We start from the raw sequence: 26,097 nt of genomic DNA, 5'->3' as shown, positions 1-26,097 counted from the left end.
CACCTGAGGAGGGACGAATGAGGGTGTACAAGAGAGCGTTGCTGCCGGCCCTGTTGGCCAGTTCAGCCATTGTTGCGCCGGCCTGGGCCCAGACCGCTCCGGCTCCGGCTCCGGCGGCCGATCCCGACGAGGTCGAGGAGGTCATCGTCACCGGCATTCGCGCCTCGCAGGCGCAATCCATCGACATCAAGCGGGACAACGCCGCCCTCGTCGACGCCATTTCGGCGGAAGACATCGGCAAGCTGCCCGACGTCACCGTGGCCGACGCCCTTCAACGCATCCCGGGCGTCCAGATCCAGCGGAGCGCCGGGGAGGGCGCGACCGTCAACGTCCGCGGCATGCCGCAGGTCGTCACCCTGATGAACGGCGAGCAGTACCTCAGCCCGGGGAACCTGGGGACGGCCCAGCCGAACCTGAACGACGTTCCGGCCCAGCTGATGAGCTCGATCGTCGTGTTCAAGTCGCAGGACGTGACCAACGCCCTGTCCGGCATCTCCGGCACCATCGACCTGCGCACCCGCCGGCCGTTCGACTTCGACGAGGGCTCCACGATCGCTGCCCTCGCCGAGTACCAGACCGGTGAACGCACGCGTGAAGACGACTACCTGCTGAACGGCCTGATCAACTGGCGGAACGACCGCTTCGGGGTGATGGTCGCCGGCGTGCTCAGCGAGTCCAACCTGGGCAACAACTACTCGGGCATCTCGGGCGGTCTGTTCGGGAACAACGACTGGGGCGGCTCTGCCGACAACTGGATCGCGCCGCACGGCTACGACAGCTTCCAGCGCGTCGTCGAGCGCAAGCGCGAGAGCGTCAACGCGGCCTTCCAGTTCGACATCGAGGACGGCATCCGCCTGACCGGCGAGGTCTTCTACACCCACCAGGTGGAGCACAACCGCGCCGCCGGCCTGAACATCTCCAACCGCTGGAGCGGCCTGACCTGGACCAATCCGACCGAGTTCGAGGTCACCGGGGTCAACGGCGGCAACGGCAATCCGTGGCTGGACGTCACCGAGTACGACCTCGACGTCTGGTGGATGAACTCCTTCACGGTCAACCGCACCACCGAGAACGAGTCGACCAACTTCAATCTCGAGCTCGACTACGACAAGGGCGGGCCGTTCACCTTCAACGTCCGCGCGATCAAGGCCGACGCCTCGTTGCTCAGCATGAACGGTCAGGTCCAGGGCGACCTGTCGAACTGGGAGTACGGCCCCGACCGGACCTTCACCCTGTTCCGCAACGCGGCCGACCGGACGCGCGGGCCCTTCTATCCCGCGGCGATCGCCTCCCAGTATCCGGCCTCGCAGTTCTCGAACGGCGTGATCGGCAGCCAGGGCGGTCGCTACATCAGCCCGAACCCGCAGGGTTACGGGGCCGATCCGCAGCTCCACATCGACATCGGCGGCGGCTCCCTCGCCTGGAGCGGCTTCGACAATCTGCTGCCGGGCGGCCTGGGCGGGATGCGGCCGCTGACCGACTACATGTCGAACCTCGACAGCTACACGGTCGGCGCCTACTCGTCCGAGGGCAACCAGCGCAACGAGTCCGACCTGACGGTCTTCCGCGCCGACGGCTCCTACGAGTTCGACAACCCGGCCCTGGGCTTCATCACCCGTGTCGACGCCGGTCTGCGTCACGGCGCGCGTGAGGTCGAGATCTCCAACTTCCACCTGTTCTCGAACTTCTATGCGGGGGTCGGCGACGGCAACCAGGAAGGCTGCGCGGCGCAGTGGAAGGCCATCGACGTGGTCATGGACAACCCGCAGTGCCGCTCCGGCGAGTTCGTCTCCAACCCGGGCTACGATCCCCTGCTGCCGCTGGCGCCGACGCCTGGCAACTGCGGCACGGCGGTCAACGCCCCGACCTGCTTCCAGGGCTATACGGTCAACCGGCCGACCCTGCTGCGGGAGAACAACAACACCTTCTTCATGACCGACTACGGCTCGATCACCACCGGCCTGCCGGGCGTGTGGGTGGCCGATCCGCGCGACTTCGACGACGTGGTCGCCTTCCAGGAGCGGGTGTTCGGCAACGCCTTCGAGGTGATCATCCCGGGCAACAGCTATGACGTCGACCTCTATGAGGACAGCGCCTATGTGAACACCGGGATCGAGTACGGTCAGCTCAGCGGCGACATCGGCCTGCGCATGGTCCACACCGAGCTGCGTGTGCGCCAGAACCAGACCGGCGACACCCGCGCCTACGGCGACACCAACCTCGACGTCGGCGACACCATCTCGAGCCGCAGCTACCAGGACTGGCTGCCGTCGGTGAACTTGTCCTACGACCTCACGGACGAGCTTCGTCTGCGCGGCGCCTGGTCCAAGACCATGATCCCGCTCGACCTGGGCAACTACGGCGGCGGCGTCACCATCACCACCGCCGACTCGCTCGGGCCGACGCCGGCCGATCCGACCGCTCCGCCGGTCGGCATCCGTCGGGTCACCGGTGCGACCCTGGCCGGCAGCCCCGACCTGGATCCGTGGCGCGCCTCGAACTTCGATCTCGCCCTGGAGTACTATCTGGGCCGCGAGACGCTGTTCAACATCGGCGTCTTCCGCCTCGACATCGACAGCTTCGTCACCCGGGCCACGGTTCCGCAGAGCGGCTCCTATCCGGACGGCGACGGCGTCACCCGTCGACTGGTCGACGTCAATCGCCCGGTCCAGGGCGAGGGCGGCCAACTCCAGGGCCTGGAAGTCGGGGTCAAGGTCGGTCTGGCCGACTTCATCGACACGCCGATCTGGTCGAACTTCGGCTTCGACGGCAGCTACACGCTGTCGGACAGCTCGCAGAACGCCAAGAGCCTGGCCGGCGACGACCTGCCGTTCCCCGACAACTCCAAGCACTCGCTGAACGCCGCGCTCTGGTACCAGGACGCCAAGCTGCAGGCGCGTGTGGCGTGGAACTACCGGACGCCGCGCCTGTCGGGCACCTTCGGCTCGATCCCGATCTATCAGGACACCGCACAGTACGTGGACCTGAACGTCACCTACGACGTCAACGATCTGGTGGCGGTTTACTTCAACGGCTCGAACATCCTGGGCGAGATCGAGGAGTACTACGTCGAGTTCGAACCGGGGCATCAGCAGTTCCACAGCCGCAACCAGTTCGAGCCGCGCTACTCGATCGGCGTTCGCGCCCGCTTCTGACTTCTTCCTGAAGCGCCTTGGCCGGCGACACTTCCTCCTGGTGTCGCCGGCCGATTTTTCCGCCTAACGTGAGCGTTATGGACCAAGGCCAGGCTCGGCGAATCCGATCAGTCGTCATCGTCGGCGGAGGCACCGCTGGCTGGATGACCGCCGCGGCCCTGGTGCAGCATTTTCGGGGCGCGCCCGTCAGCATCACCGTCGTCGAATCCTCCGAGATCGGCACGATCGGCGTGGGCGAGGCGACCATCCCCACCATCCGCCGCTTCTACGCCCAGCTGGGCCTGCGCGACGCCGAGGTGATGCAGGCCACCCAGGCCACCTGCAAGCTGGGCATCCGGTTCCAGGGCTGGTCCGGCGCCGGCCCCGATTTCATCCACCCCTTCGGCCTGTTCGGTCAGGATCTGAAGGGCGTGGGCTTCCACCACTACTGGCTCAAGCAGCGCGCCGCCTCCGACCCGGGGCCGATGGGCGACTATTCGCTCGGCGCCAGCCTGGCTGCGGCGGGCAAGTTCACCCTTCCGTCGCCCAATCCGCCGTCCTCGCTGTCGGTGTTCGACTGGGCGCTGCATTTCGACGCCGCCCTGTTCGCCCAATACCTGCGGCGCTACGCCGAGGCGGGCGGCTGCCAACGGATCGACGCCCGCATCGGCTCGGGCGCCCTGCGGCCCGAGGACGGCTTCGTGCGGGCCCTGGTGCTGGACGACGGGCGGGAGGTCGAGGGCGACCTGTTCGTCGACTGCTCGGGCTTCCGCGGGCTGCTCATCGGCGAGGCCCTGGGCGTTCCCTATGAGGACTGGGGCCGCTGGCTGCGCTGCGACGCGGCCTGGGCGGTGCAGAGCGAGAACGCTTCCTCGGCCAACCCCGACCCCTTCACCCGCGTCACCGCCCGCACGGCCGGCTGGCAGTGGGGCATTCCGCTGCAGCATCGCGCCGGCAACGGGGTCGTTTTCTCCAGCGCGCACACCAGCGACGAGGACGCCCTGGCCGAGCTGTCGGCCAATCTGATGGGGCGGCCGCTGATGGAGCCGCGCCGCATCGGCTTCCGACCGGGCCGCCGCGCCCGCGCCTGGGAGAAGAACTGCGTCGCCATCGGGCTCTCGGCCGGCTTCCTGGAGCCGCTGGAAAGCACCAGCATCGCCCTGATCGAGAACGGCATCGAGCGGCTGAAGTCGCTGTTCCCGGACCGCGACTTCGCCGGACCGGTGCTGGACGAGTTCAACGATCAGTCCGCCCGCGAGATGGAGCGGGTGCGCGACTTCATCGTCCTTCACTACAAGCTCAACCGCCGCGACGAGCCCTTCTGGCGCGACTGCCGGGAGGGCGAAATCCCGGAGACCCTGGAGCGCAAGCTGGCGCTGTGGAAGGCCCGCGGCCAGTTCGTCCGCTATCGCTGGGAGATGTTCCACCCGGCCAGCTGGCTGGCCATCTACGCCGGCTTCGACGTCTTCCCCGGCGACTATGACCCGGCCGTCGATGCGCTGGATCCGGCCTATCTCGAACGCAGCCTGAAAGAGATGCGCGAAAACCTCAGCCGCCTCGTCGCCGAGACCCCCGACCACGCCCGCTTCCTCGCCGCCCTCGATCCCGCCCGCGCCGCATGAGCCCCGACATGGACCAACCTCGCCGCCCCCTGAAGAAGATCTGCGTTGTCGGCGGGGGCACCGCCGGCTGGATCGCCGCGGCCCTGATGGCCGAACATTTCAAGGGCAGGCTGTGCGAGATCGAGCTGGTCGAGTCCGACGACATCGGCACCATCGGCGTCGGCGAATCCACTGTCCCGCCCTTCCTGCAACTGCTCGCCCGCCTCGGCGTCGACGAGCCCGAGTTCATCCGCGAGACCCAGGCCAGCTTCAAGCTCGGCATCGAGTTCAGCGACTGGAAGCAGAAGGGCGAACGCTACTTCCACCCGTTCGGCGCGATCGGCGCCCAGGTGGATGTCAGCGACTTCTACCAGGTCTGGCTCAAGGCCCATCTGAACGGCTACCCGCGCCCGCTGCAGGACTTCGCGCCGGCCAATGTGATGGCCCAGGCGGACCGGTTCATGCTGCCTTTCAAGGCGCCCCGCACCCCGCTGGCGGGCGCGTCCTACGCCCTGCACGTCGACGCCAAGCGGGTCGCCCGCTTCCTGCGCACCTATGCCGAGGCGCGCGGCGTCAAGCGCACCGAAGGCATTGTCGAGGACGTCGCGACCCGGCCCGACGGTTTCGTCCAGTCGCTGCGGCTGAAGTCCGGGCAGGTCGTCGAGGCGGACTTCTTCATCGACTGCTCCGGCTTCCGCGCCCTGCTCATCGGCAAGGCCTTGCAGGTCGCCTACACGGACTGGTCCCACTGGCTGCTGTGCGACCGGGCCATCGCGGTGCAGACCGAGAACGTCAGCCCGCCGCATCCCTATACCCAGGCCCACGCCGAGGATTTCGGCTGGCGGTGGCAGATCCCGCTGCAGCACCGCACCGGCAACGGCTACGTCTTCTCGAGCGCCCATCTGAGCGACGACGAGGCGACCGCGGTGCTGATGTCCAAGGTCGAGGGGCGGCCGGTGGTCAAGCCGATGGCGGTGCCGTTCAAGACCGGCGTGCGCGACCGCATCTGGTCCAAGAACGTGCTCTCGCTCGGCCTCGCCAGCGGCTTCATCGAGCCCCTGGAGTCGACCGCGATCCACCTGATCTACCGCGGCATGGACTTCTTCTTCCGCTATCTGCCGGACCTCGACTGCGCCCCGGCCCTGGCGGACGAGTACAATCGCCGCATGACCGCGGACTATGAGGAAATCCGCGACTTCGTGGTGCTGCACTACTGCCTGACCCAGCGCGACGACACGGCCTTCTGGCGCGCCTGCCGGGACATGGTCCCGCCGGAGAGCCTGCAGGCCAAGATCGACCTGTTCCGCGCCAACGGTTCGCTGGCGGAGGGCCTGGACGCCCTGTTCCGCAACGCCAGCTGGCAGTCGGTGATGGACGGCATGGGCGTGGTCCCTCGCACCTGGCATCCGCTGGTCGAGCGCATTCCGTTCGAGGGCGTGCCGGCTGAGCTCGACAAGGCCGCCGATCTGGTGCGCCGCGCGGCCGAGGATCAGCCCATGCTCCAGGCCTTCCTGGACGCCCACTGCGCGGCGCCGCCGGTGGAGCTGCCGATCGCGGAGCTCGCGGCTGTCTGAAGGTGCGGCGCCGATGCGGCTTGCAGCGATAACGCCAAGGTTGGATGATCTTCGCCGAACCCGGGAAGGTCACCGTCCTTGAGCCGCTCGATAACGATCAGGGATGTGGCGGCGGAGGCCGGGGTCTCGCTGCAGACCGTCTCGCGCGTCATCAACAACGGGCCCAATGTGCGCCCCGAGGTGAAGGACCGGGTCAACGCGGCCGTGGCCCGTCTCGGCTATACGCCCAGCCTGGCGGCGCGCCGCATGGGCGGCTCGCGCTCCTTCCTTCTGCTGGCGCTCAACGACCGCGACCGCACCATCGACGGCTGGAAGTCCGGCGAGGGCACCGACTGGGTCGACCAGATGCTGATGGGCGGGATGCTGGAGTGCGCCAAGCACGGCTACCGGATGATCTTCGAGCTGATCGACACCCATTCCAGCCACGTGGAGCGGGAAGTCCTGGGGGCCATTTCGGCCCTGCACCCCGACGGCATCATCCTGACGCCGCCGCACTCGGACAACGACCAGATCACGGAGCTGCTGGCCAAGCAGGGCCTGCCCTTCGCGCGCATCGGTTCGCAGATCGAGGGTCCCGGCTTCGCCATCGCCATGGACGACCGCGCCGCCGCCCACGCCGCGACCGAACATCTGCTGGACCTGGGCCACCGCCGCGTCGGCTTCATCACCGGCAGCGACGAATACGCGCTGAGCGCCGCCCGGACCGACGGCTACCGCGAGGCCCTGGAGGCGCGCGGCCTGTTCGATCCCGACCTGGTGGCGCCGGGCGACTTCACCTACGACACGGCGATCCGCGCCATGCAGTCGCTGTTGGCGCGCGCCAACCCGCCCACGGCGGTGGTGGCCAGCAACGATCAGACGGCCCTGGCCGCGCTGAAATGCGCCAACGACGCCGGTCTCGCCGTGCCGGACGCCTTCTCCATCGTCAGCTTCGACGACACGCCGATCGTCCGCTTCAGCCATCCGCCGCTGACCGCCATCCGTCAGCCGATCGCGCCCATGACCGCCGCCGCCGCCAGCGCCCTGATGCGCGCCAAGGCCGGCGAGGCCGACATCCCCGAGCAGCAGATCCTTCCCTTCGACCTGATCGCCCGCGCCTCGACGGCCCCGCCGAGGGGCTGATCGATGGCCCCTCCCGGTCCGCTTGCAAGCGGTGCGTTGGCGCCATCCCCTTGCCAAGGTTCTTTCCGGAGATTCGCCATGCTCGACCGTCGTCGCTTTCTGTTGTCGTCCGCCGCCGGCGTGGGTGCGCTCGCCGCGTCGCCTGTCCTGGCCGGCGCGCCGCAGGCCGCCGCCTCCGAGGGCGGGCGGCGGGTTACGGCGCTGCTCGACCGGATGATGCAGGAATACCTGTCACAGTCGCCTGAGTTCATGACGGCCCTCGGGTTGGACACGGGTGCGAATGCGGCGGTGCGGAGCCGCCTGGACGATCGGTCACAGGACTTCGTCGACCGCACCTTCGCAGCCTTCCGCGGGTACGACGCCGAACTGGCCGCCATCGATCGCACGACGCTGACCGGAATGGACGCCGTCAACTACGACACGACCCGCTTCGTCCTCGACGGGGCGGCGCGCGCGGACCGGTTCGACTATGGCGTTCAGGCGCCGGTCGGCGGCGCTAATCCCTACCTCGTCAGTCAACTGGGCGGCAGCTACAGCAGCATCCCGCAGTTCCTCGACACCCAGCACCAGGTGCGCACGGTCGAAGACGCGGAACAGTACCTCGACCGTCTCCAAGCGTTCGCCGCCGTGCTGGATGTCGAGACGGACCGGGTCCGCAAGGACCACGCCGCCGGCGCCGTGCCGCCGGACTTCGTGCTCCGCCGCACCGGCGAACAGTTCGCGGCGACACTCGGCATCGCTCCGGCGCGGTCCGGACTGACCCAGTCGCTGGTTCGCCGTGCCGGTCAGGCCGACCTGGCCGGCGACTGGGAGGCGCGCGCTGAGGCGATCGTGCGCGATTCCATTTACCCGGCGCTGCAACGGCAGGCGGACGTCATAGCCCGGGCGCTGCCGGGCGCGCCGACGGAGGCCGGGTGCTGGCGTCTGCCCGACGGCGAGGCCTACTACCGCTATGGCGTGCTGAGCTCGACCACGACTGACATGGGGGGCGACGAAATCCATGAGATCGGCCTCGCCCAGGTGGCTGAACTCAGCGCGCGGGCCGATGAGATCCTGCGCGCGGAAGGCCTGACCCAGGGGTCCGTGGGGGAACGCATCGCCGCCGTCGCGCGCCGCCCTGACCAGCTCTATCCCAACACCGACGCCGGCAAGGCCGAGCTCATCGCTGATCTCAATGCCCAGATGGCGCGCATGCAGCAGCGGCTGCCGGAGGTGTTCGGCCGACTGCCGCGCGCCGCCGTCGAGATCCGGCGGGTGCCGGTGGAGATCGAGGCCGGGGCTCCCGGAGGCAGCTACCAGATGCCCTCGCTCGACGGCTCGCGACCCGGCGCCTACTACATCAATCTCCGGAATACGGCGGAGAACCCGCGGTTCACCCTGCCTACACTGACCTACCACGAGGCCTCGCCGGGACATCACTTCCAGATCGCCGTGGCCCTGGAGGCGACCGGCATCCCGATGCTGCGCAAGATGCCGCTGTTCTCGGGCTACACCGAGGGATGGGCCCTGTACGCCGAGCAGCTCGCCGACGAGATGGGGGTCTATGAGGATGACCGGCTCGGCCGCCTCGGCTACCTGCAATCCTTCATGTTCCGGGCGGCGCGGCTGGTGGCCGACTCGGGGCTCCACCACAAGCGTTGGAGCCGCGAGGAGGCCGTACGGTACATGGTCGAGACGCTCGGCGACGCGGAGTCGACCATGACCACCGAGATCGAGCGCTACTGCGTCTGGCCGGGCCAGGCCTGCAGCTACAAGCTCGGGCACACGGTCTGGGATCGCACGCGCGCCGCAGCGCGCGCGAGCATGGGCGACCGCTTCGACATTCGCGCCTTCCACGATGTCGCCCTCGCCGCCGGCGCAATCCCGCTCGAAGTGCTCGAACGCCTCGTCGCGGATTGGGCGGCCTCCGCGGCCTGAAGTCGCCGTCGTCGTCGACGCTTCAGGCGGCCAGCGTCCGCGGCCGGCGCGCCGGGCGGTCAGCGGGCGTCATCATGATTCCACCGCACCTCGACGCACAGGCCGCCAAGGGCCGAACGGCTGAGGGTGAGCCGGCCGCCCGAGGCCTCAGCGAGGCCGGCGGCGATCGACAGGCCCAGGCCCTGGCCCTGGCTGGTCTGGTCGAGGCGGACGCCGCGGCCTGTGGGGGCGGTCAGCTCGGTGCTCGGGATGCCCGGCCCGTCATCGTCGATCCAGAGCACCACGCCGGCGTCCTCGGTGCGGCCGCGGGCGACCACCTGACGGCGGGCGAAGCGGACGGCGTTCTCGAGCAGCGGACCGATCAGCTCGGTCAGGTCGTCGCGGCTGAGCGGCGGGGCGACGCCGTCGGCGATGTCGTTGGTGAAGGCGATGGCCTCGCCCTGGTCGGTCTGCTCCAGCACGCTGATCAGCTGTTCGACGCTGTCGCGGGCGTCGGCCCCGCCGCCCTGGCCGGCGGCGGCGATGCGGCTGCGCGCCAGCTCGGCCTCGGTGGTGGCGGCGAGGGCGGCGATGGAGCGATCCAGGCCGTCGGCGATCTCGGTCTGGCCGGCCTCGCGCAGCCGGCGGCTCTGGGCCTTGAGAGCGGCCAGCGGGGTCTTGAGGCCATGGGCCAGGTCGGAGGCGCGGGCCCGGGCCTTCTGCAGATCGGCCTCGCGCGCCTCGGCCAGTTCGTTGATGGCCTCGGTGAGGGGGCGGACGTCGTTCAGCCAGGGCTCGTCCAGACGGGCCGAGGAGTTGGAGCGCAGCGCAGCGAGCCGGTCGCGCAGGCCTCTGAGCGGTTGCAGGCCGAGGTGCACCTGCAGCCAGGCCGCGGCGATGAGGACCAGCCACAGGGCGGCGAGGAAGCCCGCCAGCTCGCGCCCGAACTCGGCCTGGGCCGTGGCGATGGCGGAGGCGTCCTGGGCCAGCTGGATGGTCAGGGGCGGGCTGTCGGCGTCGGGCTGGACCTGGCGCTCCAGCAGGAAGACCTCCTGGTCGAAAGGCCCGGCGGCGCGTCGCAGGCCCCATTCGTCGGCCGGGGCGTCCGGCGGCGCGGCCAGGGTCTCGTCCCACAGCGAGCGCGAGCGCAGCACCCGGCCGCCGCCAGAGACCTGCCAGTAGAAGCCGCTGGCCGGGGTCTGCAGACGCGGATCGGGGAGGGGCTCGGACAGGCCGAGGCGGCCGTCGGGGGCGACGGTCAGGGCCGCCGCCAAGCGGGTGGCGTCGCCGGTCAGCTCGACCGCCATGCGCCGCTCGAGGTGCCGCTCGAACAGCAGGCCCATGAAGATCCAGGCGACCAGCAGGGCGACCAGAATGGCCGCTCCCGCTCCCAGCAACAGCCGCAGGCGCAGCGAGCGGGTAATCACGCGACGCCTTCGATCAGATAGCCGAAGCCGCGCCGGGTGGTGATCAGGTCGGATCCGAATTTGCGCCGCAGCCGGGCGACGATGGCCTCAATGGCGTTGGCGTCGCCGGTCTCGGAGGTTCCGTACAGGTGGTCGGCCAGCTCGCCCGCCGAGACGGCGCGGCCGGGCTGGTGCGCCAGATAGTCGAGCAGGCGGAACTCCAGCGGCGACAGCCGGGCCGGCGAGCCGTCGTAGGAGGCCGCCATCCGCACCGTGTCGAGCCGCAGCTTGCCGAGCACCACGACATTGGACACCCGGCCGGCGCCGCGGCGCAGCAGGCCGCGCAGGCGCGCGACCAACTCGCCCATCTCGAACGGCTTGGCGAGGTAGTCGTCGGCGCCGGCCTCGATGCCCTCGACCTTCTCGGTCCAGTCCGACCGGGCCGAGACGATCAGCACCGGGAAGGCGCGGCCCGCCGCCCGCCAGCGGCGCAGCACCGACAGGCCGTCGAGCCGCGGCAGGCCGAGGTCGAGCACGGCGATGGCGTAGTCCTCGACGTCGCCCTGGTACCAGGCGGCGTCGCCGTCCGAGGCCACGTCGACCGTGAACCCCGCCGCCTCGATGGCCCGCTTGAGGTCGCCCTGGATGTCGGGGTCGTCCTCGACGACGAGACAGCGCATTCAGTCGTCCTCGATCTCCAGCACCGCCCCGTCGCGGGCGTTCAGCTTGACCTCGCGAACGCGTCCCGTCGAGGTCAGAACCTTCACCTCATAGCGCCACATGCCATCCTTGCGCTCGAGCTCGACGTCGATGACGTCGCCGGGCACGTGGCGGGCGGTGATGGCCAGGATGCGCGACAGCGGCAGGATCTCGCCCCGGCGCAAGGCCTCGCGGGCGGCGACGTGGTCGTCGTCGTCGGACTGACCTGCGAAGGCCGGGGCCGCCGCCGCCGCCAGCAGGATGAAGGCGAAGGGCGCCAGGCGCCGGAGGGGGTGTCGGTGGGTCATGCCGCCAAGGTGCGCCCGCCCCGCTGACATTTCGCTGACGCCCGTCCGCGGGCGGATGTCAGGAAGCGGGGCCTAGACCGGACCTCCACACGGGGGAATGCGCATGGCGTCGTCGAGGTCGGTCCGGAATGCTGCGGTCATCGCGGCCGGCCTGTGGCTGGCGGCGACAGGGACCGCTGCGGCCCAGACGGCTCCGACGGGCGTCGTCGCCTACACCCCGGCCGACTTCGCCGGGACCGCGCCCCAGACGGCGGGCGATCTGCTGGCGCTCGTGCCCGGCTTCACGATCGTCGAGGCCGACGCGGATGTGCGCGGCTATGCCGGGGCGTTGGGCAATGTGCTGATCGACGGCGTCCGACCGGCCAGCAAGCGGCAGGACATCGGCGACGTGCTGGACCGCATCCCGGCGGCCTCGGTCGAACGCATCGAGCTGATCCGCGGCGGCGTCGCCGGCGTCGACATGGCCGGTCATCCGGTGGTCGCCAACATCGTGCGCCGTCGCTCCGCCGCCACCGCCGAGGGCGCGGTAACGGCCGGGGTCGTCGCCTATACCGACGGCTGGACCCGGCCGCAGGTCGAGGCCGAGTACGCCCGCGCCTGGGATGATCGCGCCCTGGAGCTGACCTTCAACTACGAGCCGGAGCTGGACGACGAGACCGGCCCGGGGGTGATCGAGACCACCGAGGCCGACGGGGCTGTCGAGACCGACCGCCTCGGCCTGCGCACCGTCGAGACCCTGGCCGAGGCCGGGGCGACCTGGCGCGCGCCTCTGGCCGGCGGGACGTTCAGCGCCGCCGGGGCCCTGCGCCGCACCGACGTCGAGGCCGCGACCCGCATCGAGGAATCCGACGGCGACCGGGAAGAGGTCGATGAGCGCGAGACCTTCGATGAGCTGGAGCTGGGCCTGCGCTACAGCCGGTCCTTGTCCGACACGCTCACCGCCGAGGTCATGGCCAGCCGGCAGCTGGGCCGACTCGACGCCGCCGAGGACGCCCGCGAGGACGGCGAGACCGAGCGGTTCACAGAGATCTCCGACAGCGGCGAGACCATCGTCAGGGGCGATCTGGTCTGGGAGCCGTCGGAGACCCTGTCGGTCAGCGCCGGGCTGGAGGGCGCGTTCAACTTCCTCGAAAGCGAAGCCCGGCTCGAGGAGAACGGCGCCCCCGTCGACCTGCCCGGTTCGGACGTGCGCATCGAGGAGCGCCGGGTCGAGGCGTCGGTAGCCGGGGCCTGGAAACCGGCCCCGGGCTGGCAGGTCGAGGGCGGCCTGCGGCTGGAGGCCTCGACCATCATCCAGACCGGGGACAGCCCGCAGGAGCGCAGCTTCCTCTATCCCAAGCCGCGCGTGGCGGTGACGCACGAGCTGGGCGGTCGCGACCGGCTGCGCCTGTCGGTGTCGCGCGAGGTGGGCCAGCTGGATTTCGGGGACTTCGTCGCCTCGGCCTCGCTGGATCAGGATGTGGTCACCGCCGGCAACGCCGACCTGGAGCCCGACAAGACCTGGCGCACGGCGCTGAGCTGGGACCACGACTTCGGCGGCGGCGCGGCCCTGACCCTGACCTGGACCCACGATGAGATCGAGGACGTCGTCGACCGCATCCTGATCGTGACTCCGACCGACGTCTTCGACGCGCCGGGCAACATCGGCGACGGTCGCCGCGACACCCTGGCGCTGGAGCTGTCGGCGCCGCTGGACCGGCTCGGCCTCAGCGGCGGGCGGCTGCGCTCGTCCCTGCTGTGGCGCGACAGCGAGGTGACCGACCCGGTCACCGGCGAGCGGCGCGGCATCTCCGACGAGGAGCCGTTCGAGGGGACGATCGAGCTGAGCCAGGACCTGCCGTCGCTGAGCCTCAGCTGGGGCGCGTCGATCGATCCGATCGCAGAGCGCTCGACCGAGTACCGCTTCGACGAGGTGACCCGCGCCAGCGAGGCGTCGAGCTGGTCGCTCTGGGTCGAGCGCCGCTTCGGCGACTGGCGCCTGCGCGCCGAGGTCGCCGACCTGTTCGGCCGCGACTTCACCGAGACGCGCGACAAGTACGACGGGCCCCGCTCGACGACGCCGCTCGACGAGATCGAGCGACGCCGCTGGGAGCAGCCCGGCTACGTCAGCCTGACGGTCCGTCGCAGCCTCGGCGGCTAGGCCGTCCATCCTCCGTCGATGGTCAGACTCGCGCCGGTCATGTAGCCGGCGTCCGGGCCCGTGAGCCAGGCCACCAGACCGGCGATCTCTTGCGGCGTGCCGATGCGGCCCAGCGGCAGGCGAGGGGCGATGTATTCCATCAGGTCGGCGGTCATGTCGGTCTCGATCGGTCCCGGCTGGATGTTATTGACGGTGATCCCGCGAGGGGCGAAGTCGAGGGCCGCCCCGCGGACGAGCTGGGCCACCGCCGCCTTGGTCATGGCGTAGACGCTGGATCCCGGCGAGCCGATCCGATCGGCCGTATTGCTTCCAATCGTGACGATGCGAGCGCCGTCCACCAGGTGAGGCGAGGCATGGCGGATGGCGGCGAAGACCCCGCGGACATTGACCGCCAGCATGCGGTCGAAGTCCTCGAGCGCGAAGGCGTCGATCGCGCCGCCGATGAGGACGCCGGCGTTGATCACCAGCACGCCGAGCGGTCCGTGGCGTTCGACGGCGAGTTCGACGGCTGCGCGCACGGCCTCCGGATCCGAGCTGTCGGCCTGGATGGCGAAGGCCGCGCCGTCCGCCTGTTCGATGTCGCGCACGATCGACAGGGCCGCCTCCCGGGAGGCGGAATAGGTGAAGGCCACCGGGTGACCCTCGGAGGCCAGGCGGCGGACTATGGCGGCGCCCATGCCGCGCGAGCCGCCGAACACCAGCGCCGGCGTGGAAGGGGAGAGGAGGGCTTGCATCAGGAAACCTCGTTATGGACTGAACGGTCAACAACTGGTCATTCCGGATCGGTTGGTCAAGAATATTCTGGACTGACCGGTCAACATTGCTACAGTGCGGCCATGGCCAGACCTGCAGAATTCGACCGCGACGAGGCGGTGGCGAAGGCGATCCGCGTTTTCGCGCGTCACGGCTATGAGGCTGCGTCCACCAGCGATCTGCTTGAGAGCATGGGCATTGGACGCCAGAGCCTTTACGGCGCCTTCGGCGACAAGCGTCGCCTGTTCCTGGAAGCCTTGCGCCGCTATTCAGGGGGCTCCCTCGCCCAGATGCAGGCGGCCCTCGAGGCGAACCGTCCCGCGTTGGAGGCGATCGAAGCGGCGCTCCTGGTGGGGCTGGGCTCCTGCGACGACCTCGAGACGGGGTGTCTCGGCGTCGGCTCCATCGTCGAGTTCAGTCGCTCCGACCCGGAGGTGAACGCCCTCAACGACGACGCGGGCCGCGCCGTCCTCGCCGCCTTCGCCGACCGCCTCGCAGAGGGCGTGCAGGCAGGCGAACTGCCGCCTTCGCTCGACGTGGAGGCGGCCAGCCGGATGCTGCTGACCCTGCGCTCAGGGCTCAAGGTCGCGGCGCGGGGCGGGTCGGACACCGAGGAGCTTCGCCGGACGGCCCGGCTGGCCCTGGGCGGCCTGGCCTGAGGATCAGCCGCCCTCGCCGTTGTAATAGGGGCGGCTGGGCCAGCCCGGGGCAGGGTCGTACCCGTAATAGCCGCCGCCGCGCTTGAACCGCTCCAGCCGCTGCAGCTCTTCCGGGTCAGCCTTCTTGTCCCAGGTGCGCACGCCGTTGGTCAGGTCGGCCGGGGTCAGCACCAGCGGATCCCAGACGGCTTCGCCCATCACGTCGTGCAGGGTGTAGGTCATGGTCGGGGTCGGGCCGGTCATGTCGAACCTCAGATGGCCGACGTTGACGCTGCGGGTCCAGGTGTCGCGGATGCGCACCTCGGGCGTCTGGCGGGTATTCTTGACCGCCGGCATCTGGGCCAGGGGCGACGAGCAGAAGTCGTAGATGTCGTAGCCGCCGACATCCGAACGCGGGATGCAGTTCAGCTCGCCCATGTGGCTGTCGCCGGTGATGCAGAAGACGCCGCCGATGTTCCGGTCGCGGATGAAGTCGAAGATCTCGTTGCGCTCGGTCAGGAAGACGCCCCAGCTGTCGCCGCCCTCCTCGTTCTCGGCCGAAGAGAAGCCGCCGCCGGCGACCAGCACCTTGAAGGCCGCGGTCGAGGCGGCCAGCTCGCGCTTCAGCCAGGCCTTCTGCCTCGCGCCCAGCATGGTCTTCCGACCGGTATCGGGCGTTTCGATCGGGTCGCGGTGGTAGCGGCCGTCGAGAAAGAAGAAGTCGACCCCGCCATAGGCCTGCTTGAAATAGACGCCCGGATTGTCGGCCTCGCCGTAGCTCGGGTTGGCCCAGAAATCCTTGAACACCTTCAGCGAGGCGGCCTTGTAGGGGCTGCGGCCGTCGCCGTTGTTGTAGCCGAAGTCGTGGTCGTCCCAGATGGCCAGTTGCGGCTTGGAGCGGAGCAGGGGGACCAGCCGCTCGACCAGCCGCCCGCGCCCGTACAGGTCGGCCAGCACCGAGGGCTGGTCGCTGTCGCCGTAGATGTTGTCGCCCAACCAGAACATCAGGTCCGGGTCGATCTCGCGGACTGCGTTCCAGATCGGCTGGTCGGCGTCGAACTGGATGCGGCAGCAGGAGCCGAAGGCCACGCTGAACTCGGCCGCGCCCGCCGGGGCGGTGCGGGTGCGGTAGGGGAAGTGCTGATATCGGTCGGCGTCGCCGTTATACTTCAGCCGGTACCAGTAGTCGGTGTCGGGCTGGACGCCGTCGACGCGCAGGGTGACGCAGCAGTCGTCCTCGGCCCGGGCGGTGGCGGTCGGCCCCTGGATCAAGGTCTCGAAGTCGCGGTCCGTGGAATACTCCAGCGTCACCGGGAAGGCGCCGCTGGCGCGGACCCAGACGGTGAAGTGGCTCGGCCCCGGCGATCCGACCATCGGGCCCTGCAGGGCCCGGGGATAGCCGAGCACCTCGGCCAGGGCGCGCGGGGCGGCGGCGAGCAGGGCGCTCAGCGACGCGCCGGCCAGGAAGGCGCGGCGGCCGAAGGTCAGGTTCCGGGTCATGCTCTACTCCGAAAGGGCGGCGTTCAGGCGTTCGATCAGCGGGTCGTGGACGCCGCCGTTGGAGACGCAGACGTGGCCGGCGTGCAGATCCAGCGGCCCGCCGTCGACGCCCGTGGCGCGGCCGCCGGCCTCCTGCACCAGGATGATCCCCGGCCCCATGTCCCAGGCGTTCAGGCAGCGCTCCCAGTAGGCGTCCCACCGGCCGGAGGCGACCCAGGCCATGTCCACGGCGCAGGCCCCGGTGCGCCGGATGCCCGCCACGTCCGAGGTCAGCAGCGCCATCTCGCGCGCGAACAGCGGATGGTCCGGCTTGCCCGCGAAGGGGATGCCGCAGGCGAGGACGGATTCGACCAGGCTGTGGCGGTTGGAGACGCGCACCTGCTTGCCGTTGAGCCAGCAGCCCTTGCCCTCTTCGGCGACGTAGAGCTCGTTCAGCATGGGGATGTAGGTCACCCCGGCGACGACCCGGTCCTCGCGGGCGAGGGCGACGTTCACGCCCCACAGCGGGCAGGCGAACAGGAAGTTGGTGGTGCCGTCCAGCGGGTCGACGATCCAGGTCTGGGCGTCGTCGCCGCCGCTGATCGAGCCGCCTTCCTCGCCGAGGAAGCCGTAGGACGGCCGGGCCCGGGCGAGGATGCCGCGGGTGGTCAGCTCGGCCTCCTCGTCGGCGATGGAGACCATGTCGGCCGGGCCGTTCTTGGAGCGGATCTCCAGGTCGGCGAGGCGGCCAAAATGGCGCTCCAGCCCGTCGCCGGCCGCCTTGGCCGCCTCGATCATGGCCTTCAGGTCGTCGGATGCGTCGATCACGGTCAGTCCCTCAGGCGGGTGCGCCACAGGCTGGCGGCGAGCAGCATGGACAGGACCGAGGCGCCGACCCAGACCCAGATCACCGGGCCGAAGTCATAGACCTTGTCGTCGCCGATGGTGGTCATGTGCTTCTCGATCAGGAAGCCCGAGATGTTCTCCTGCAGGGCCGCGCCGATGTAGCTGAACACCCCGATCACCCCCATGGCCGCGCCCGCCACCCGCTTGGGCGCGACGTCGACGGCGAACAGGCCGCCCAGCGCCGTGACCAGGCCGGTCAGGCCGACGCCGAACAGGATCATGGCGATCGTCAATGACAGCATGGTGTTGGGGCCGAAGAAGAACAGCAGCAGGCCGGTCAGCTCGAGGATGGCGAAGATCAGGTTCACCGGCGGACGGCGGGCGCCGAAGATCTTGTCCGAGATGAAGCCGTAGCTGATGGCGCCGGCGATGCCTGCGATGGTCGAGATGAACAGCAGGCCGGCGGCGGACTGCAGGTCCATGCCGCGGTCCTCCTGCAGGTACAGGATGCCCCAGGAGTTGATGGCGTAGCGGGTCACGTAGATCAGGGCGCTGGAAACCGCGAGGATCCAGATCGCCGGCAGCTTGAGGATCGACAGCTGGGTGCGCAGCACCGTCGACTGCTCGACCCGGGCGGGGCCGACGTAGTGGTCGTTACGCCAGTCGGCGACGGTCGGCAGGCCCATGGTCCGCGGGCGGTCGCGCAGCAGCATCCAGGTGAACAGGGCGACCACGATGCCGATCAGGCCGGGGACCCAGAAGCCGGCGCGCCAGCCCATCCAGGTGACCACCGCCCCGACCAGCAGGAAGGTCAGGCCCTCGCCGATCGAGTGGGCGGTGCTCCAGATGCCGTACATCCGGCCGCGCTCGTTGTTCGAGTACCAGGCGGTCATGGCCACCACGCCGCCCGGGGCGCCGAAGCTCTGGAACCAGCCGTTCAGGCCCCAGATGATCACCGCCGGCCACAGGTAGTTCACCGAGCCCATGGCGATGCAGCACAGGCCCGACAGCAGGAAGGAGGCGGTCAGGAATTTCCGCATGTTGGCGTGGTCGGCGAAGAAGCCGTTGGTCAGCTTGCCGATGGCGTAGGTCCAGAACAGCGCCGAACCGATCATGCCCAGCTCGGCCGGGCTGAAGACGCCCTGGTCGATGAGCGGCTTCTTCACCACCCCGATAGCCAGGCGGCAGATGTAGATCAGGCCATAGCCGAGGGTGATGGCGACCATGACCCGGAAGCGATGCCTCCGGAACAGGGTGTCGATGGTCGCCTTGTCGGTGATCTCGGGCTGGTCAGGTCCCGTGGCGAAGAAGCCCAGAAGTCCGCGCGCCATGTGTCAGCCCCTCCCTGTTGGCGGGCCGGCGTCCGGGCGTCGGCCTCGTTGGGAGAGAGCCTATTTCACGCGTCTCAAAAACGGAAGAAGAATTCCATTTACCGCATCGTTGGAATTACGAAACTCTGATCCGCGACCGGGCCGGTGCGCGGCCAGCGCTGGGTCACGGTCTTGGTGCGGGTGTAGAAGCGCACGCCGTCGAGGCCATACTGGTTCAGGTCGCCGAAGCCCGAACGCTTCCAGCCGCCGAAGGAATGGTAGGCCACCGGCACCGGGATCGGGACGTTGATGCCGACCATGCCGACCTCGACCTGGTCGGCGAATTCGCGCGCGGCGTCGCCGTCGCGGGTGAAGATGCAGACGCCGTTGCCGTACTGGTGCCTGGATGGCAGGGCGATGGCCTCCTCGAAGCTGGCGGCGCGGACGATCTGCAGCACCGGGCCGAAGATCTCCTCGCGGTAGCTGGCCATGTTCGGCGTCACGTGGTCGAACAGGGTCGGAGCCAGGAAGAAGCCGTTCTCATGCCCTTGCAGGCTGAAGCCGCGGCCGTCGACGACCAGCTCGGCGCCCTCGTTGACCCCCATCTGGATGTAGCTCTCGACGCGCTGCTTATGCGCCGCCGAGACCACCGGGCCGTAGTGGGCCTCGGCGTCGGTCGAGACGCCGACGCGCAGCTTCTCGATCGCCGGAAGCAGTTTGGCGCGCAGGCGTTCGGCGGTGTCCTCACCGACCGGCACGACCACCGGCAGGGCCATGCATCGCTCGCCGGCCGAGCCGTAGGCGGCGCCCATTAGGTCGGCGACGGTCTGGTCGAGGTCGGCGTCCGGCAGGACGATGCCGTGGTTCTTGGCCCCGCCCATGGCCTGCACCCGCTTCCCATTGGCGGCGCCCAGGGCATAGACGGACTGGGCGATGTCGGACGAGCCGACGAAGCTGACCGCCTTGATCAGCGGGTGGGTCAGGATGGCCTCGACCAGGTCCTTGTCGCCGTGAACGACGTTGAGCACGCCCTCGGGCAGGCCCGCCTCGATCATCAGCTCGGCCAGGCGCACCGGCACGGACGGATCGCGCTCGGACGGCTTGAGGATGAAGGCGTTGCCGCAGGCGATGGCCGGGCCGAACATCCACATCGGGATCATGGCCGGGAAGTTGAACGGGGTGACCCCGGCGACGACGCCCAGCGCCTGGCGCGCCGACCAGACGTCGATGCCCGGCCCGGCGCCTTGCGTGTACTCGCCCTTCAGCAGGTGGGGGATGCCGCAGGCGAACTCGATCACCTCAAGCCCGCGCTGGATGTCGCCCTTGGAGTCGGCGATGACCTTGCCGTGCTCGGACGACAGCAGGTGGGCCAGCTCGTCCATATGGACCTCAAGCAGCCGCTTGAAGTCGAACATCACCCGCGCCCGGCGCTGCGGATTGGTCGCCGCCCAGCCCTTCTGCGCCGCCACGGCGTTGGCCACGGCCCGGTCCAGCTCGTCGATCGTGCCCAGCTGGACCCGCGCCTGCACCTCGCCGGTGTTGGGATCGAAGACGTCGCCGAAACGGCCGGAGGAGCCGGCGACCGACTGGCCGCCGATGAAATGGCTGATGGTGCGCATGGGATGTTCCGTGGGGAGGCAGGCGTCAGGTCTTGCGGACGATCCAGTCGTGGGCCGGATCGTTGCGGAAGATCCAGTTCCGCTTCGGGCCGGCCATGACGTTCAGGTAGTAGACGTCGTACCCGTGAGGGGCGCCGACGGGATGGTAGCCTCGCGGCACCATGACCACGTCGCCGTCCTCGACGCTGACCGTCTCATCAAGGCTGCGGTCATCGGTGTAGACGCGCTGGATGGCGAAGCCCTGCGGCGGGTCGATGCGGTGGTAGTAGGTCTCCTCCAGCGCCGTCTCTTCGGTCGGCGTGGCGGTGTCGTGCTTGTGCGGCGGATAGCTGGACCAGTGGCCGCCCGGGGTGATCACCTCGACCACCAGCAGGCCCTCGGCCGGCTGGGTCTCGGGCAGGATGTTGCGGACGTAGCGGGTGTTGGTGCCGGTCCCGCGGGTCTCGCGCGACATGTCGGCGTCGGCGATCAGGCGCGGCGCCCCCAGGCCCTTGCCGGGCGCCGTGCAGACGGCCAGTTCCACGGGTCCGCGGGCGGTGACGAACCAGATCATGCCGGCGGGCACGTAGACGGCGCCAGGCGCCTTGTCCTCGAACGGTGTCGCGCGGCCGCCGACGCCTTCGAAGCGCTGCTCGCCGACGCGGATGTCGGCGGTCCCGGCCACGACCACCAGGCAGCATTCGCGTCCGGCGACGCCGCCGCCGTGCAGCTGACCGTCGGTCAGGCGGACGACCTTGAAGCCGACGTGGTCCCAGCCCGCGCTCTCCGGCGTGACCTCCAACACCGCGCCGTCGGCGTCGGGGGCGTGGGGGCGGACGCGCAGGCCGGACATCAGACCAGCCCCGCCTCGGCGGCGCGCGTCTTCAGGGTGCTGAGCCCCAGTTCGGCATAGGCGCGCGGATCGGCCTTGGCCGGATCCTGCTCGGCCTCGATGACGATCCAGCCCGAGTAGTTCATACGCTTCAGGGCGGCCATGACCTCGGCGTAGTCGATGCCGCCGTCGCCGGGCACGGTGAACATCCCGGCCAGGACGCCGTCGAGGAAGCTGGAGCCGCCGGCCCGTTCGGCCTTGAACACGTCCCAGCGCACGTCCTTGCAGTGGACATGGGCGACCCGCTCCGGGTGGTCGCGTATGATGGCCAGCGAATTCACCCCGCCGAGCGCTGCGTGGCCGGTGTCGAGCGTCAGCCCCACCGACGGCCCGGTGTGGGCGATGAAGGCGTCGACGTCGGCGGCGGTCTCGACCACCGTCCCGAGGTGGTGGTGGTAGGCGAACTTCAGGCCCTGGCTTTCGATGTAGTCGGCGACGGCCGTCATCCGCGCCCCGAACTCCGGCCAGTCGCCCTCGTCCAGACGCGGCGCGCCGGCCAGGGGGACGGAACGGTCGCCGTGCACGGCGTTGGAGGTCTCGGCGAAGACGAAGACGGTCGAGCCCATGGCCTTGAGCAGGGCCAGGTGGTCCTGCAGGGCGGCGATCTCGGCCTCGGCGTCCTGCTCCAGCAGGGAGCCCGAGTACCAACCGCCGATCAGGTCGATGCCGTAGGGAGCCAGGGCCGCCTTCAGCGCGCCCGGCTCACGCGGGAATTTGCCGCCCAGTTCGACGCCCTCGAAGCCGACGCTGCGGATGTCGGCCAGGATCGAGTCCAGCGGCGTGTCGCCGCCCAGCTCGGGCATGTCGTCATTGGCCCAGGCGATCGGGCTGACGCCCCAGCGGATACTCATGACAGGTCTCTCTTCAGGCGGATGCGGTCTTCGTAGTCGCGGCGGGCGGCGTTGACCTGCGGCCGGTCCGAAACCTCGGGCACGGCCACGTCCCACCACCAGCCGCCGGCCTCGGTGGTCTTCAGCGGGTCGGTGTCGATGACGATGACGCTGGTCCGGTCGGCGGCCCGGGCGCGGGCCAGGGCGGCCTCGAACTCGCCGAGGTTCGCGACGTGCTCGGCCAGGGCCCCGAGGCTGCGGGCGTGGGCGGCGAAGTCGATCTCGGGCAGGGTCTCGTGCGCAGCGTCCGCCAGCAGATTGTTGAACCCCGGGCTGCCGGTCGCCTGCTGCAGCCGGTTGATGCAGCCGAAGCCGCAATTGTCGAGCACGGTGACGATCAGCTTTTTGCCCATCATCACCGAGGTGGCGAGCTCGGAGTTGAGCATCAGGTAGGAGCCGTCGCCGACCATGACCACGACCTCGCGGTCCGGCTCGGCCATCTTGACCCCCAGGCCGCCGGCGATCTCGTAGCCCATGCAGGAGAAGCCGTATTCGAGGTGGTAGCCGCCCGGGCGCGCCGTGCGCCACAGCTTGTGCAGCTCGCCCGGCAGGCCGCCGGCGGCGCAGACCACCACCGCGTCCTCGCCCACGCCGCGCTGCACGGCGCCGATCACCTGGGCGTCGCTGGGCAGGGTGGTGTCGGGCGCGCCGGCGGTGACGGCGTCGACGTCGGCGTTCCAGTTCGTCACGGCCTCGGCGTAGGCGCCGGCCTCGGGCGCAGTCCAGCCCTTGAGTGCTGCGGACAGGGCCTCCAGCACGGTGCGGGCGTCGCCGACGACCGGTTCGGCGCCGTGCTTGTGGGCGTCGAAAGCCTGGATGTTGACCTGGAACAGGCGGCGGTTCGTGAACAGGCTGCGGGAACCCGTGGTGAAGTCCTGCAGGCGGGCGCCGACGCCGACGATCAGGTCCGCCTCGTCGGCCGCCGCATTGGCCGAGGCTGAGCCGGTCACCCCGATCGAGCCCAGGGCCGCCGGATGGGTCCAGGCCAGGGCGCCCTTGCCGGCCTGGGTCTCGGCCACCGGGACGCCGGTCGCCTCGGCGAAGGCGGCGAGCGTCGCTTCCGCCTGACTGTAGAGCACGCCGCCGCCGGCCACGATCAACGGCCGGTGCGCGGTCTTCAGCGCCGCGACGAGCCGGGACAATTCACCGGCGTCGGCGGGCTGGCGGCGTTCGCGCCAGACCCGGCGCTCGAGGAATTCCGTGGGGCAGTCGAAGGCCTCGGCTTGGACGTCCTGGCAGAAGGCGAGGGTGGCCGGGCCGCAGGTCGCCGGATCCAGCATCGTCGCCAGGGCGCGGGGCAGGGCGTCGAGGATCTGCTCGGGCCGGGTGATGCGGTCAAAATAGCGCGACACGGGGCGGAAGCAGTCGTTGGCGCTGACCGTGCCGTCGCCCCAGTCCTCGACCTGCTGCAGCACCGGGTCGGGGCGGCGGCTGGCGTAGACGTCGCCGGGCAGGAACAGCACGGGCAGCCGGTTCACATGGGCCAGGGCGGCGGCGGTGACCATGTTGGTCGCGCCCGGCCCGATCGAGGTGGTGCAGACCATGGCCCGGCGGCGGCGCATCTGTTTGGCGTAGGCGATGGCGGCGTGGGCCATGCCCTGCTCGTTGTGCGCCCGCCAGGTCGGCAGGGCGTCGCGGGAGGCGTGCAGGGCCTCGCCCAGGCCGGCGACATTGCCGTGGCCGAAGATGGCCCAGCAGCCGGCGAAATAGGGGACCTCGACGCCGTCGACGACGACGTGCTGGGCCGCCAGCCAGCGAACGGCGGCCTGGGCGGCGGTCAGGCGGATCGTGCTCATGGCCGCGCCGCGCCGCGGGCCGGACCGCCCACGGCGGCCTTGGCGGTCCGCCAGGCGTCGATCAGGACGGCGAAGCGCGAGGACAGGTCGGTGATGGCCGCCTCGTCGTCGATGCGCTCGGCCAGCCACTGCTCGGCGGTCTCGGCGAAGATGGTGCGGCCAACCGCGAAGCCCTTGACGATCCGCGCCGACGCCGCGGCCTCGAAGGAGGCGATCAACTCGTCCTGCGGCGCCGACAGGCCGAGCAGGACGACGCCCCGACATTTGGGATCGCTGCGCAGGATGGCGCTCTCGATATTGGCCCAGGCCGCGTGCGTGTCGGCGGGCTCCAGCTTCCACCAGTCGGGTTTCATGCCCAGATCGTAGAGCCGCTCGATCGCGCGCGAAACCGTCCGGTCGTCGACCGAGCCGCTGCGCGAGGCGATGATCTCGACCAGCAGCTCGTGGCCCGTCTTTCGGCAGGCGTCCTGCAGCCGCAGCAGTTGGCGCTCCTGGCGGTCGCGCAGATCCTGGGCGTCGTCCGGATGGTAGAAGGCCAGGCATTTGACGACGTGGTTCTTCGGCCAGGTCGCCAGCTCGGTGGCCACGTCGTCCGAGCTTTCGAACTCGAGCGGGCAGGAGCCCGGCAGCTCGATCGGGCGGCCGATCCAGTAGGGATAGTCGGCGGCGGCCTCGAGGCCTCGCATGCCGAACCGCCCGTCCAGCAGGACGCCGTAGCGGGGGTCGCCCTGCGCCAGGCGGTCGACGGCCTTGAGGGCGAGCTTCTTGAACTCGGGGATGCGGGCCGGATCGGCGCCGATGCGGCGGCAGATGTCCTCGAACTGGCTGCGGTGATCCATGGCCAGGACCGTCAGCTCTTCGTAGTCGCCGGTCCGGGTGGTGGCCCAGTGCAACTGCTCCAGCTGGGCGTCCTCGCGCAGGCGGAAGGGCCGTTCGCCGCCGCCGAGGAAGCTCTGCAGCTCCTCCCAGGTGGCCATGGCCGGGGCGCAGCCGTGGCGTGAGACCACGATGGCCCCGCAGGCGTTGGCGAACTCGCAGCAGGTCTCCAGCGGCTCGCCGCGCAGCCAGCCGCGCAGGAAGCCCGCCATGAAGGCGTCGCCGGCGCCCAGGACATTGAACACTTCGACGCGGAAACCGCGCCCGACCACGCCGTCATCGAGGCTGTCGGGGATGGCGGCGGGGAAGGCCGAGCAGCCGTCCGGTCCGCGCTTGCAGACCAGCAGGGCGTCGCTCCTGGCTCGCACCGCGCGCAGAGCGGCGACCGTGTCGGTCGTGCCGCCGAGGATATGGAATTCCTCTTCCGTGCCGACAATCAGGTCGCACAGCGGCAGCACCTGCTGCAGCCGGGCGGTGACGCCGCCGTGGGAGACGAAGCGGTCCTCGCCGCGATCCTTGCCGGTCAGGCCCCAGAGCACCGGGCGGTAGTCGATGTCGAACACCACCTTGCCCCCGGCGGCCCGCGCCAGCTCGCAGGCGCGCACCGAGGCGTCGAACACGCCCGGCTGCGACAGGTGGGTGCCGTTGATCAGCACCGCGCCGGCCGACTGGATAAAGGCGGGGTCGATGTCGTCGATGTTCAGCGCCATGTCGGCGCAGTTCTCGCGATAGAAGATCAGCGGGAAGGTGTCCGGGTCGCGGATGCCCAGGAAGACCAGGGCGGTCAGCCGCTCGGCGTCGGTCAGGACCCCGTCGACGGCCACGCCCTCGCGGCCCAGCTGTTCACGGATGAACCGTCCGAAATGGTCGGCGCCGACCCGGGTCAGCAGGCCGGCGCTGAGGCCCAGCCGCGCCGCGCCGACCGCGGTGTTGGTCGGACTGCCGCCAACGTATTTGGCGAAGGAGCTCATGTCCTCCAGCCGGCCGCCGATCTGCTGTCCGTAGAGATCGATGCACGAACGGCCGATGGTGATCAGATCGAGTCGATCGTTTGACCGCGCCATCAACCCCTGTTCCGCCTGCTGTCGGTCGCCCGTCGCGCCCCGTAGAATGTAACGTGTATTCTAACCGTAGAATGT

At 69.9% G+C, this 26,097-nt stretch carries 19 protein-coding genes; 7 read left to right on the top strand and 12 right to left on the bottom strand.

All coding sequences use genetic code 11. The annotated features are described in order from the left end of the window. Positions 1-17 precede the first annotated feature (17 nt). From ASC65_RS09245 to ASC65_RS09225, 5 genes are all read left to right on the top strand, one after another. Positions 18-3,155, top strand: a complete 3,138-nt coding sequence (locus ASC65_RS09245; protein ID WP_056451878.1) for a TonB-dependent receptor — start codon at positions 18-20, stop codon at positions 3,153-3,155. Positions 3,156-3,232: 77 nt separating this feature from the next. Beyond that, on the top strand, positions 3,233-4,756 hold the full coding sequence (locus ASC65_RS09240) for a tryptophan halogenase family protein (RefSeq protein ID WP_056451876.1): 1,524 nt from the start codon (positions 3,233-3,235) through the stop codon (positions 4,754-4,756). A gap of 8 nt (positions 4,757-4,764) precedes the next feature. After that, on the top strand, positions 4,765-6,309 hold the full coding sequence (locus tag ASC65_RS09235) for a tryptophan halogenase family protein (RefSeq protein WP_056451874.1): 1,545 nt from the start codon (positions 4,765-4,767) through the stop codon (positions 6,307-6,309). Between the two features lie 78 nt (positions 6,310-6,387). After that, entirely contained in the window at positions 6,388-7,431 is a 1,044-nt protein-coding gene (locus ASC65_RS09230) for a LacI family DNA-binding transcriptional regulator (RefSeq protein ID WP_056451871.1), read from the top strand. A 78-nt stretch (positions 7,432-7,509) separates the two neighbouring features. Next, entirely contained in the window at positions 7,510-9,348 is a 1,839-nt protein-coding gene (locus ASC65_RS09225) for a DUF885 domain-containing protein (protein ID WP_056451869.1), read from the top strand. A 59-nt stretch (positions 9,349-9,407) separates the two neighbouring features. Here the strand turns inward: ASC65_RS09225 and ASC65_RS09220 are convergent, their stop codons facing one another. The 3 genes from ASC65_RS09220 to ASC65_RS09210 are packed head-to-tail and all read right to left on the bottom strand — an operon-like array spanning position 9,408 to position 11,740. Next, positions 9,408-10,754 carry a sensor histidine kinase gene (locus tag ASC65_RS09220; protein ID WP_200939817.1) on the bottom strand — a complete coding sequence of 449 codons (1,347 nt, stop codon included), beginning with the start codon at positions 10,752-10,754 and terminating at the stop codon, positions 9,408-9,410. Next, positions 10,751-11,413 (bottom strand): response regulator transcription factor, encoded by a 663-nt coding sequence (locus ASC65_RS09215; protein ID WP_056451867.1) that lies wholly within the window; start codon positions 11,411-11,413, stop codon positions 10,751-10,753. The genes ASC65_RS09220 and ASC65_RS09215 overlap by 4 nt, the downstream gene beginning before the upstream one ends. Further along, positions 11,414-11,740: a PepSY domain-containing protein gene (locus ASC65_RS09210; protein ID WP_056451865.1), complete on the bottom strand. Its 327-nt coding sequence runs from the start codon at positions 11,738-11,740 to the stop codon at positions 11,414-11,416. A 103-nt stretch (positions 11,741-11,843) separates the two neighbouring features. Between ASC65_RS09210 and ASC65_RS09205 the strand changes: the two genes are divergently transcribed. After that, positions 11,844-13,880, top strand: a complete 2,037-nt coding sequence (locus ASC65_RS09205; protein WP_162245666.1) for a TonB-dependent receptor plug domain-containing protein — start codon at positions 11,844-11,846, stop codon at positions 13,878-13,880. Here the strand turns inward: ASC65_RS09205 and ASC65_RS09200 are convergent. Continuing rightward, entirely contained in the window at positions 13,877-14,614 is a 738-nt protein-coding gene (locus ASC65_RS09200) for an SDR family oxidoreductase (RefSeq protein ID WP_082525961.1), read from the bottom strand. The two genes, ASC65_RS09205 and ASC65_RS09200, sit on opposite strands and share 4 nt — an antisense overlap. 102 nt (positions 14,615-14,716) lie before the next feature. Between ASC65_RS09200 and ASC65_RS09195 the strand changes: the two genes are divergently transcribed. Then, positions 14,717-15,292: a TetR/AcrR family transcriptional regulator gene (locus ASC65_RS09195; RefSeq protein WP_056451862.1), complete on the top strand. Its 576-nt coding sequence runs from the start codon at positions 14,717-14,719 to the stop codon at positions 15,290-15,292. Between the two features lie 3 nt (positions 15,293-15,295). Here the strand turns inward: ASC65_RS09195 and ASC65_RS09190 are convergent, their stop codons facing one another. The 8 genes from ASC65_RS09190 to ASC65_RS09155 all read right to left on the bottom strand — a co-directional run bounded on the left by ASC65_RS09190 (position 15,296) and on the right by ASC65_RS09155 (position 26,022). After that, positions 15,296-16,771, bottom strand: a complete 1,476-nt coding sequence (locus ASC65_RS09190) for an alkaline phosphatase D family protein (protein WP_056451860.1) — start codon at positions 16,769-16,771, stop codon at positions 15,296-15,298. A gap of 3 nt (positions 16,772-16,774) precedes the next feature. Further along, the gene (locus tag ASC65_RS09185) at positions 16,775-17,578 is read right to left on the bottom strand and encodes an inositol monophosphatase family protein (RefSeq protein ID WP_235561458.1); all 804 of its coding nucleotides are present in this window, start codon (positions 17,576-17,578) and stop codon (positions 16,775-16,777) included. A gap of 2 nt (positions 17,579-17,580) precedes the next feature. After that, positions 17,581-18,927: an MFS transporter gene (locus tag ASC65_RS09180; protein WP_056451859.1), complete on the bottom strand. Its 1,347-nt coding sequence runs from the start codon at positions 18,925-18,927 to the stop codon at positions 17,581-17,583. Positions 18,928-19,025: 98 nt separating this feature from the next. Continuing rightward, positions 19,026-20,525 carry a CoA-acylating methylmalonate-semialdehyde dehydrogenase gene (locus tag ASC65_RS09175; protein WP_056451857.1) on the bottom strand — a complete coding sequence of 500 codons (1,500 nt, stop codon included), beginning with the start codon at positions 20,523-20,525 and terminating at the stop codon, positions 19,026-19,028. A 25-nt stretch (positions 20,526-20,550) separates the two neighbouring features. Next, complete coding sequence (gene iolB / locus ASC65_RS09170; RefSeq protein ID WP_056451855.1) at positions 20,551-21,357, bottom strand: 5-deoxy-glucuronate isomerase; 807 nt, start codon at positions 21,355-21,357, stop codon at positions 20,551-20,553. Beyond that, complete coding sequence (iolE, locus tag ASC65_RS09165) at positions 21,357-22,247, bottom strand: myo-inosose-2 dehydratase (protein ID WP_056451853.1); 891 nt, start codon at positions 22,245-22,247, stop codon at positions 21,357-21,359. The genes iolB and iolE overlap by 1 nt, the downstream gene beginning before the upstream one ends. Next, positions 22,244-24,082, bottom strand: a complete 1,839-nt coding sequence (iolD, locus tag ASC65_RS09160; RefSeq protein ID WP_056451851.1) for a 3D-(3,5/4)-trihydroxycyclohexane-1,2-dione acylhydrolase (decyclizing) — start codon at positions 24,080-24,082, stop codon at positions 22,244-22,246. The genes iolE and iolD overlap by 4 nt, the downstream gene beginning before the upstream one ends. Continuing rightward, positions 24,079-26,022, bottom strand: a complete 1,944-nt coding sequence (locus ASC65_RS09155) for a bifunctional 5-dehydro-2-deoxygluconokinase/5-dehydro-2-deoxyphosphogluconate aldolase (protein WP_056451848.1) — start codon at positions 26,020-26,022, stop codon at positions 24,079-24,081. Before ASC65_RS09155 ends, iolD begins: the two co-directional genes overlap by 4 nt. Between the last annotated feature and the right edge of the window lie 75 nt (positions 26,023-26,097).

The organism is Brevundimonas sp. Root1279 (assembly GCF_001425945.1).
Taxonomy (GTDB): Bacteria; Pseudomonadota; Alphaproteobacteria; order Caulobacterales; family Caulobacteraceae; genus Brevundimonas.
Note: the sequence above shows the minus strand (reverse complement) of the source record. Positions and strands in the feature narration are given on the sequence as shown.